8 protein-coding genes are annotated in these 8,237 nt (G+C 66.3%); 1 reads left to right on the plus strand and 7 read right to left on the minus strand.

Going from position 1 to position 8,237, the window contains the following annotated elements; translation table 11 throughout:
- Window positions 1-11: 11 nt before the first annotated feature.
- From NNI01S_RS32720 to NNI01S_RS32730, 3 genes are all read right to left on the minus strand, one after another.
- The gene (locus tag NNI01S_RS32720) at window positions 12-833 is read right to left on the minus strand and encodes a DUF1206 domain-containing protein (protein WP_063025396.1); all 822 of its coding nucleotides are present in this window, start codon (window positions 831-833) and stop codon (window positions 12-14) included.
- Window positions 834-1,071: 238 nt separating this feature from the next.
- Window positions 1,072-1,323, minus strand: a complete 252-nt coding sequence (locus NNI01S_RS36270; RefSeq protein ID WP_063025398.1) for a hypothetical protein — start codon at window positions 1,321-1,323, stop codon at window positions 1,072-1,074.
- A gap of 250 nt (window positions 1,324-1,573) precedes the next feature.
- The gene (locus tag NNI01S_RS32730; RefSeq protein ID WP_063025399.1) at window positions 1,574-1,798 is read right to left on the minus strand and encodes a hypothetical protein; all 225 of its coding nucleotides are present in this window, start codon (window positions 1,796-1,798) and stop codon (window positions 1,574-1,576) included.
- Window positions 1,799-2,283: 485 nt separating this feature from the next.
- On the opposite strand from NNI01S_RS32730, the gene NNI01S_RS32735 reads away from it, so the two are divergent.
- Window positions 2,284-3,237, plus strand: coding sequence for an NAD(P)-dependent alcohol dehydrogenase (locus NNI01S_RS32735; RefSeq protein WP_063025401.1), 954 nt, complete (start codon window positions 2,284-2,286; stop codon window positions 3,235-3,237).
- 117 nt (window positions 3,238-3,354) lie between these two features.
- Here the strand turns inward: NNI01S_RS32735 and sigJ are convergent, their stop codons facing one another.
- The 4 genes from sigJ to NNI01S_RS32755 all read right to left on the minus strand — a co-directional run bounded on the left by sigJ (window position 3,355) and on the right by NNI01S_RS32755 (window position 7,372).
- Window positions 3,355-4,275 (minus strand): RNA polymerase sigma factor SigJ, encoded by a 921-nt coding sequence (gene sigJ / locus NNI01S_RS32740; protein ID WP_063025403.1) that lies wholly within the window; start codon window positions 4,273-4,275, stop codon window positions 3,355-3,357.
- Window positions 4,272-5,465 carry an NAD(P)/FAD-dependent oxidoreductase gene (locus NNI01S_RS32745; RefSeq protein WP_063025405.1) on the minus strand — a complete coding sequence of 398 codons (1,194 nt, stop codon included), beginning with the start codon at window positions 5,463-5,465 and terminating at the stop codon, window positions 4,272-4,274. The genes sigJ and NNI01S_RS32745 overlap by 4 nt, the downstream gene beginning before the upstream one ends.
- A 49-nt stretch (window positions 5,466-5,514) precedes the next feature.
- Window positions 5,515-6,156, minus strand: a complete 642-nt coding sequence (locus tag NNI01S_RS36645; RefSeq protein ID WP_369689732.1) for a tyrosine-type recombinase/integrase — start codon at window positions 6,154-6,156, stop codon at window positions 5,515-5,517.
- A 181-nt stretch (window positions 6,157-6,337) separates the two neighbouring features.
- Window positions 6,338-7,372, minus strand: a complete 1,035-nt coding sequence (locus NNI01S_RS32755; protein WP_063025409.1) for an LLM class flavin-dependent oxidoreductase — start codon at window positions 7,370-7,372, stop codon at window positions 6,338-6,340.
- Window positions 7,373-8,237 lie beyond the last annotated feature (865 nt).

Here is an 8,237-nt window from a genome sequence, read left to right on the forward strand (position 1 = left end):
GCTAGCCCGCGCTACATCTTGGCGCTGCGGGCCATGACGAAGCTGTAGAGCCCGTAGGTGATGATGCCCAGCCCGGCGATGAGGAGCAGAGCCACGCCGAAGGGCTGCGCGCCGAGCGTCTTGATGGCTCCGTCCAGTCCGGCGGACTTGTTCGGATCGGATTGCGTCGCGGCGAGGATCACCAGCAACCCGACCGCGGCGACGGCCAGTCCCTTCGCGATGTATCCCACGGTGCCGAGCCGCCGCACGAAGGCGCCCTGGCTTCCTCGGAGATCATCGAGGAAGTTCTGGCTCGCCCCCTTGTAGACGTGGTAGCCGCCGACCGCGATGATGACCAGTCCGCCCACGACGAGAGCGACCGTCCCCGCCGTGTGCTGCATCAGCCGTGCGGTGAGTCCGACACTCTGGCTGCTGCTCGACTGCCCGCTGCCCTGGGCGAAACGGAACGCGGTGACGGCCAAGCCCAGGTAGACAACGAACAGCGAGAACGCTTTGACGCGGTCGAACGCTTCGGACTTCTTGCTGTCGGAATGGGGCTTGGACGCGTGGCCCAATATCGTCTCCACCAGCCGCCACAGCGCCATCAGCAGAAACGCGACCGTGCCCACCCACAAGGTGGTGGCGCCGGCGGGTTTGTCGGCCAGTTCCGCCATGGCCCCGGATTGATCGGCGCTGCCCCCGCCGCCGAACGCGAGCCGGATGGCGATGTAGCCGATGAGCAGGTGGACGAGCCCGGACATGACATAGCCCGCGCGAGCGAGCCGCGCGAACACGCCGTTCTGCGCGATCCGCTCGGCGGTGGACGTGGCGTGCGAATGGTTCGTCTGGGTCATGATGCTTCTCCATACGGGTGCTTCGGCCGGGCCGCTCTCAGAACATCGAGCGGTTACCCATATCCGCTGACAAAGCACACGGCCGGGCTCCGGAGCGTCCGAATAACTCCGCAGAGTCATCTCTCAGACGGTTCGGATACCAGTGCCGGAGCTGGGCTTCGCATGGTCCCCGCGGCGATACCTGCGCCCGCGAGGGCAACAACAGCCGCGCCCAGGAAAGCGGCGGAGAAGCCGTCGGTCAGCCTCGGCAGAGCACCAACGACATGATGCCCAGGCCCAGGCCCAGCACCACCAAGCCCGTCACGATCATCGGCTTGGCGCCGAAGCGCTGCATCGCCCGCGGAGCAAGGACGACCATTCCGAGCATGATCAACGTTGTCATCGGCAGCAGCGCCGCACCGGAGGGAAATGCGCTGTAGCCCAGAACTTGCTGCAGAAACAGATTCAGGAAGAACCAGCAACAATCCGCCGAAGGCAACGACGTAGGCATTGAAGACCCACGTCAAGTTCTCCTGGGAGAACCCGAGTTCGGTCTGCATCTTCGGCAGCGCGATGCCGATGATCGAGGTGTCCATGATGACCATGAACTGAGCAGCGGCAATCACCGCGAGCGCCGATCCGGCAACTCAACTGGACGTGAACCATACCCCGCTGGGGTATAATTCCCGCACGCCACTCACGGCCACCATCCGGGCGAGGGCGGACCCGCCGCCGCCCCGGCCGAACATGCCGGTCACAGCTCACGTCATGCGCACAGCGGCCATCACCCAGCCCGTGCCGCCGAGCACTCCGATCACGACGCCTCGGCGTTTCCCGGTGGGCTGCTGATCACCCAGGACGCGTACTCGCTCGAGTTGCAGGACACAGTGCGGGCCGGGTGAGATCGACTTCCGGTCCCGCATCACCGGTCCGGACGGGCGGCCCGGACACATGACGCGGACGCGGCGGATCTGCTCGGCGGTCATGACGGGCGGGCGACCGAGGCGTTCCCTGCGGGCGCGGGCGGCGGTCAGGCTGGTGGCTTGAACGATCAGCTCCCGATGAACTCCGCCGGTGCAGCGAAGACGACCTCGGAGGCTGCTACTCGGCGAAAGCGACGCTGTTCTCACCCGAGCGATGCGAGTACGCCTTCATACCACGCGAGGGGCTCGCGCCGGCCGGTCCTCGCCGCCCGGCTCGGACTGAGGTGCGAATCGGATCCAAACAGCGCGAAAAAATCGTCAGTGATCGTAATGCGACTGGACATCGGGATAGAACGGGGCCAACCCCTCCATCAAGTTCCTTTCTCCGGGGACCACATCGTTGTCCTCGTTAGCCGGCTAGCTGGCGAAAGGTGCGTCGAACAGGAGCGTCAGAACAATTCCCGAGCCGAAACCGGGCCGCCTGTCCGCACGCAAACTAGAGTTTGTCGCGTGTCGGACTGTCGCTCGATCCTCCGTGCCGGAATCGTATGAGGGCCGTTGTGTACGACCGCTACGGCGGCCCCGAGGTGCTGTCGGTCGCGGAGGTCCCGGTACCGTCTCCGGGGCCGAAACAGGTGCTCGTCCAGGTGCACGCAACGTCGGTCAACCTGTCCGATTGGGAGACGCTGCGGGGGACACCACTGTATTCGCGCATCGGCGGGCTCCGGGCACCCGGACGCCCCGTTCTGGGATCCGACATCGCTGGACGGGTCGAGGCCGTTGGCTCCGAGGTCACTTTGTTCGCGCCGGGTGAGGAGGTCTACGGCGACAATCTCACGCTCAAAGGCGGGTTCGCGGAATATGCCGTGGCTCCCGAATCGGCGCTGGCCCGCAAACCGGTGTCGCTGAGCTTCGCCGAGGCGTCGACCCTGCCGCAAGCCGGGGCGATCGCACTGCAGGGCACGGCCGGTATCACCGCCGGTATGTCGGTGTTGATCAACGGCGCGGGCGGGGGCTCGGGAGCGTTCGCGATCCAGTTGGCCAAAAGCGCGGGCGCGCACGTGACCGGGGTGGACAACGCCGCCAAACTCGCGTTCATGCGCACGCTCGGCGCCGACGAGGTCATCGACTATCGCGCCGAGGACTTCACCCGAACCGGACCGTACGACCGGGTACTCGACCTCGTCGCCCACCGATCGGTCTTCGCCTATCGCCGGTCGGTCGCGCGTGGCGGCCGGTACCGCTGCGTCGGCGGCACCACACGCGCGTTGCTGCGGTTGACGACGGTCGGCGTAATCGCCGGACTGGTGACCGGCCGCAGGCTCGGGGTCCTCGCGGTGAAGGAGGGACCCGCGCACTTCACACCCCTCGCGGAGTCGTGTGTCGCGGGACGGATCGCTATCCACATCGACCGCAGTTTCACGCTCGACGAGACCGCGAACGCGCTGGCCCATGTCGGCGCGGGGCGTGCTCTCGGCAAAGTCGTGGTCGAGATACGCTGATCGGCACCACCGGATGCGCTGAGCCGCAACCGTTCCGGCACGCCGGCCACCCACAACGTGGCCACTCCGTAAGCGCGATAGGCGGCATTATGGGATGTCGGCACCGCGTGCCGGGGGTTACGCCGTGGGTGTTTCGGTGCGACTGATTACGCGGGGGATTCCGAGAGCGGCCAGTTTGTCGGGGTTACGGATGCCGTAGCCGTTGATGATCTTGTCGTCGGCGATATCGAAGACGAGGAGGGCTTCCAGTTTGTCGCCGATGTAGCACGCGAGTGCTGGTTGGCTGTTGCAGTTCACTGTCTCGATGCGTACCTGCGGTCGCCGCTGCGCGTATCGGAAGACCGCCATGAGAATCGCGCCCACCCGCTCGGCGCCGGCGATGACCAGTTCCGGCAGCGCGGTCACCTTGCCGCCGCTGTCGGTGGTCCAGGTGATATCCGGCGCGAGCATCGACAGCAGGCCTTCCATGTCTCCGGTGGTCGCGGCGGTGATGAAGCGTTCGGTGACCGCGGCGGTTCGGGCGGTGTCGACGGGGCCGTACCGCTTGCGCCGGGCCTGCACGTGGTTGCGGGCGCGGCGGGCCGTCTGATAAACGGTGTCGATGGATTTGCCTGTCGCGGAGGCAATCTCGTCGTAATCGAAGCCGAAGACCTCGCGCAGCACGAAGACCGCCCGCTCGATGGGGGTGAGCGTTTCCAGCACCACCAGCATCCCCATCGAGACCGATTCGGTGAGTACCACGTCGCTCGAGGCGTCACCGTCGGTGAGCAGCAGCGGCTCGGGCAACCAGGGACCGACGTACTCCTCGCGGCGGCTGGCGCCGGCCCGCAACGTATTCAACGCTTGCCGGGTAACCAGTTGGGCGAGATAGGATTTGGTGTCACGGACGGTGGTCAGGTCCACGCGTCGCCACCGCAGATAGCTGTCTTGCAGCACATCGTCGGCTTCGGTTCCCGAGCCGAGGATTTCGTAGGCGACGGTGAACAGCAGCGGCCGCAGGTGCACGAAACGTTCGGTGTGTTCATCGATGGGGGTCACGGCTGCAGGGTCCGCTCCGGTTCGGCCGCGCGCAGTTCCTTGCGCCTGCCCAAGCCCATGAAGGTGGGGATCGCGCCGGGCTTGCGAGCTTCCTTGCGGATGGTCGCGATCGGGCCGGCGAGGCCCACCCGCTCCTTGATCTGCCCGGCCACGCGCCCGCCGAGGTACATCGGCACGGGTGTGTCATCACGGCGGCTGAACTGCATCACACCCGCGCGGCTGCCCAAGCCCACGGTGCAGGCCACGAACGCCACGTCCAGCACGCTGGGTTCGGATCCCGCGATGCGGGCCAGCACGTTGTCGGCGGCCTGGGCGCCCAGGGGCTGGGCGGCATAGCAGCTCATCCGCAGTGGACGGCCCGACGGCGCGACCGCATCCCCGGCGGCGACGATGCGGTCGTCGTCGATACTGGTCAGCGTCTCGTCGGTCAGCAACCGGCCCACCTCGTCGGTGCGCAGGCCGCTGCGCGAGGCCAGCTCGGGCACCCCGAATCCGGCGGTCCATATCGTGAGCGCACCGGGCAGCACATCGCCGTCGGCCAAGACGACCCCGTCGCGTCGCACCTCGCGCACGCGCACCTCCTGGCGCACATCGACTCCGTTCTCGGCCAGCCACTTCGCCACCGACCGCCGCGCCGGATTCGAGAAGTTCGCCGCCAGCCTATCGCCACTCACGATCGTGACGGTGCGGCCCTGCTCGACGAGTTCGGCGGCGGTCTCGATTCCGGTCAGCCCGCCGCCGACCACGACGATCGGCGCCCCTACGGGCACCTCATCCAGCGCGGTGCGCAGCCGCTGGGCGTGTTCGTATTCGGCGATCGGATAGGCGAACTCGGCCGCCCCAGGTACCGACGCGGGCACCGTGGCGGTGCTGCCGACCGCGTAGACCACATAGTCGTATCCAAGCGCGCGCCCCGAACTCAGTTCCACCATGCGAGCGGCGGTATCGATGCGGACGGCACGATCCACGACGAACCGCACACCCGCGCCGAGCAGCGTGTCGTAGCCGATGGCGGCCTCGTGGGTACCGGCCACGAACTGGTGCAACCGCATGCGCTCGACGAACTGGGGGCGCGGATTGACCATTGTGATCTCGATATCCCGACGCAGCCGCAGCCGATTGGCCGCTACGGCACCGGCGTAACCGCCGCCGATGACGACCACTTTGGTGATGGCGTTCGAATCAGTCATGCCCTCGAGACACGCCACACGACCCGAATCTGACACGAAGTGACACACGTCACATTCGCGGCCCGCAGCTACGCGCTGGTGGGTTACAGACCCGGGACAAGACGCGGCGCGCGCAAATCGGCATGTGCGTGTGTTGAGTGAGTTGCCATGTGCCGGATGCCATGTAGGCGGAGGGATGCAGTTGGGTGACGGTCGAGGTTCGTGCGGGCACGGTCGTAGCGCATGGTGGTGCGCGAGGGGCATGTCGTGCGGCAATCTGGACGTCTCCGAGGTCGACTCCGGCATCGAGCATGGTGGTGACGAAGGTGTGCCGCAGCATGTGCGGATGCAGGTGTGGCAGGCGCACCACCGACACCTGCGCGGGCCGCCGTAGGCGTCGGGTGGCGCAGTGCCGATCCATCCGTCGGCCTCTGGTGTTGAGCAGGATCGGTCCGCTGCCGCGGTCACCGATCGCGCGGTCGATGCCGCGCCCGATCGCTGGTGGGAGCGGGACCAGCGCGACCTTGTTGCCCTTGCCGACCACACGCAGCACGCGGTGGCCGTGTTCTTCGCCGACATCGGCGATGTCGAAGGCGCACGCTTCGAAGATCCGCAACCCGAGCATCACCACCGATTGCAGTTGAGTCGCCACCGCGGCCGGTTGGCTCCCCCTGCCCTGTCGGCATGGATCACCGCTGACGTACTCGACCATGCGGACCCCGCCATGACCCAGCGGCGCTACATGGCACGCGGCGGGGGTCGGCCACAGCAGCCCGATGGCACCCGATCGAAAGCCTCGCTGTTCTCCGGTACCGACCGCCGACCGCGCCTGACGGGACTGTGGATTCAGCGATACAGGCCCCGCCTGACGAACAGCGTCGAGATGGGGAAGGTCAGGAACGCGCTGGCGATGTGGATGGCGTGACCGTCAGGGGCTGGTGCTCGTTGTTCTTCAACAGTTCGTAGGAGTGGTGTCGATCGTTCGGCTCGTACAGGTCGGTCTTGACCATGAGTTCGGTGGCACCTGTCGCGTGAACGAGCGCCCGCAATTTCTCCAGTACGGTCGCGACCTCTCCGACGAAGACTCCGGTCGCGATGTCGTTGGTAGGGCTGTATGTCGAATACCCTTGCGCTTCAGCAGTTTGTGGGCTCGGCAGGCGTATCGGGCGTCCCTGCCGTCGGCGGTCGATCTTCATCCGCAGCGATCCGGCCAGCCACTGGGCCTGCTCGTCACTGTCGGCGACGATCACCGCGACACTGATCAGGATCCGTGGCGTCGGACACCACGGGGAAGGCTGGAAGGCTCGCAAGTAGGCCAGGACCGCTTCGATGGTGTTGTTCGGCTTCAGATGGTGGGCGGCGGCGAAGGGCAGGCCGAGATCGCCCGCGATTCGGGCAGTGCAGTCGCTGCTGCCGAGCATCCATATCTCGGGTCTGTTACCGACTGCGGGCACCGCGGCTGTTCGGCCGTCACCGTGGGCTGCCTCGAACAGCGCGAGCAGTTCCCGGATCTGATCCCGGAACGGTGTGGCGGTGCGATCGGCCTCGCTGCGCACCCGGTCGACGATGTCGCGGGGGCCGCCCGACGCGCGCCCGAGTCCGAGGTCGATACGACCCGGGTGGAAAGCCTCCAACGTGCCGAACTGTTCCGCCACGACGATAGGTGCGTGGTTGGGCAGCATGACTCCACCGGCACCGACCCGGATCCGCCGCGTCACGGAGGCGACGCGTTCACTGACCACCGCAGGCGCCGCGCTGGCCACGCCCGACATTCCGTGATGCTCGGGAATCCAGTACCGGTGGTAGCCGAGCTCGTCGACGAACCGCGCCAACTCGACGGCGTTACGCAGCGCCGTCGCGGCGTCCATGCCCTGTGCGATGGGGGCCGTGTCTAGAACCGAGATGTGCACCTCGTGTGGAGAAGTCATCGTGGCGAGCGCCTTTCTGTGCCATGACACCGAGCGCGGACAGTTCTCTCTCGACCTCGATCATCCTCCGGGCTCGACGTCGCCAACTCTCCAGTTCGGGCTCGATGCTCGGATAGGGAGGCGTTCTGACCGAGCCGAAAGGATCTGCCTCGCTCATCGTCTGGAGGGCGGTTGCGATCATCGTGGCTGCCACCCGCGGCTGGTCAGTGTCGCCGATGGCGGTTGGAGCGTATCGGCTCAGTTCGGCGAGCGCGTCGCTGATTCGTGGGTGATATCCCCGAACGCGGCTTCGTGCGTGACTGCACGCTGCCGCCGCTCGGTTCTGCCATCAGTTCGTGGTCGCATCGAGGCGGGAACGGGAACCGCCCTGAACCGGCGGGCCGCGCATCGCCAGATCGAATAGGCATCTGCGATGACCAGGTGTTTCCAGTTGCCCATTTTTTGCATGATCCTGTCGGGGACACCGGACCGCGCCGAACGGTAGCCACAGCGGGTACACAATCGCCCACGGGGCACTAGACCGAATAGAATCCAGAACCAAAACGGGGGCCAGATACAAAAACAGGTCAGGCCCGGTCTGAGACCGGGCCTGACCTGCTATTTCTGTGGAGCTAAGGGGACTCGAACCCCTGACCCCCACGAAGAGGTTCATGAGACTCGTCGATCCGGCAAGGCATCGACGTTCGGCAACGACCCCAACGACCGACCCCTGCGTCGGCAACGCAGAGGGCACACCAGCAGGCTGCAATCCAGGCGAATTACGTTCAGCTACAAAGGAAATACCGCGTGCGGTAAGAAACCACCGTCAGGACCCCATCACTTGGCGCCGGGTCGAACCGTCCCGAAGCTACCGCCACAGCGAACA

It is taken from the genome of Nocardia niwae NBRC 108934 = DSM 45340 (genome assembly GCF_001613465.1).
Lineage (GTDB): Bacteria > Actinomycetota > Actinomycetes > Mycobacteriales > Mycobacteriaceae > Nocardia > Nocardia niwae.

Coding starts and splice junctions, on each gene's coding strand:
- NNI01S_RS32720 (WP_063025396.1), bottom strand. CDS start 833: ATGACCCAGACGAACCATTCGCACGCCACGTCCACCGCCGAGCGGATC.
- NNI01S_RS36270 (WP_063025398.1), bottom strand. CDS start 1,323: ATGCCTACGTCGTTGCCTTCGGCGGATTGTTGCTGGTTCTTCCTGAAT.
- NNI01S_RS32730 (WP_063025399.1), bottom strand. CDS start 1,798: ATGACCGCCGAGCAGATCCGCCGCGTCCGCGTCATGTGTCCGGGCCGC.
- NNI01S_RS32735 (WP_063025401.1), top strand. CDS start 2,284: ATGAGGGCCGTTGTGTACGACCGCTACGGCGGCCCCGAGGTGCTGTCG.
- NNI01S_RS32745 (WP_063025405.1), bottom strand. CDS start 5,465: ATGACTGATTCGAACGCCATCACCAAAGTGGTCGTCATCGGCGGCGGT.
- NNI01S_RS36645 (WP_369689732.1), bottom strand. CDS start 6,156: ATGGTCGAGTACGTCAGCGGTGATCCATGCCGACAGGGCAGGGGGAGC.
- NNI01S_RS32755 (WP_063025409.1), bottom strand. CDS start 7,372: ATGACTTCTCCACACGAGGTGCACATCTCGGTTCTAGACACGGCCCCC.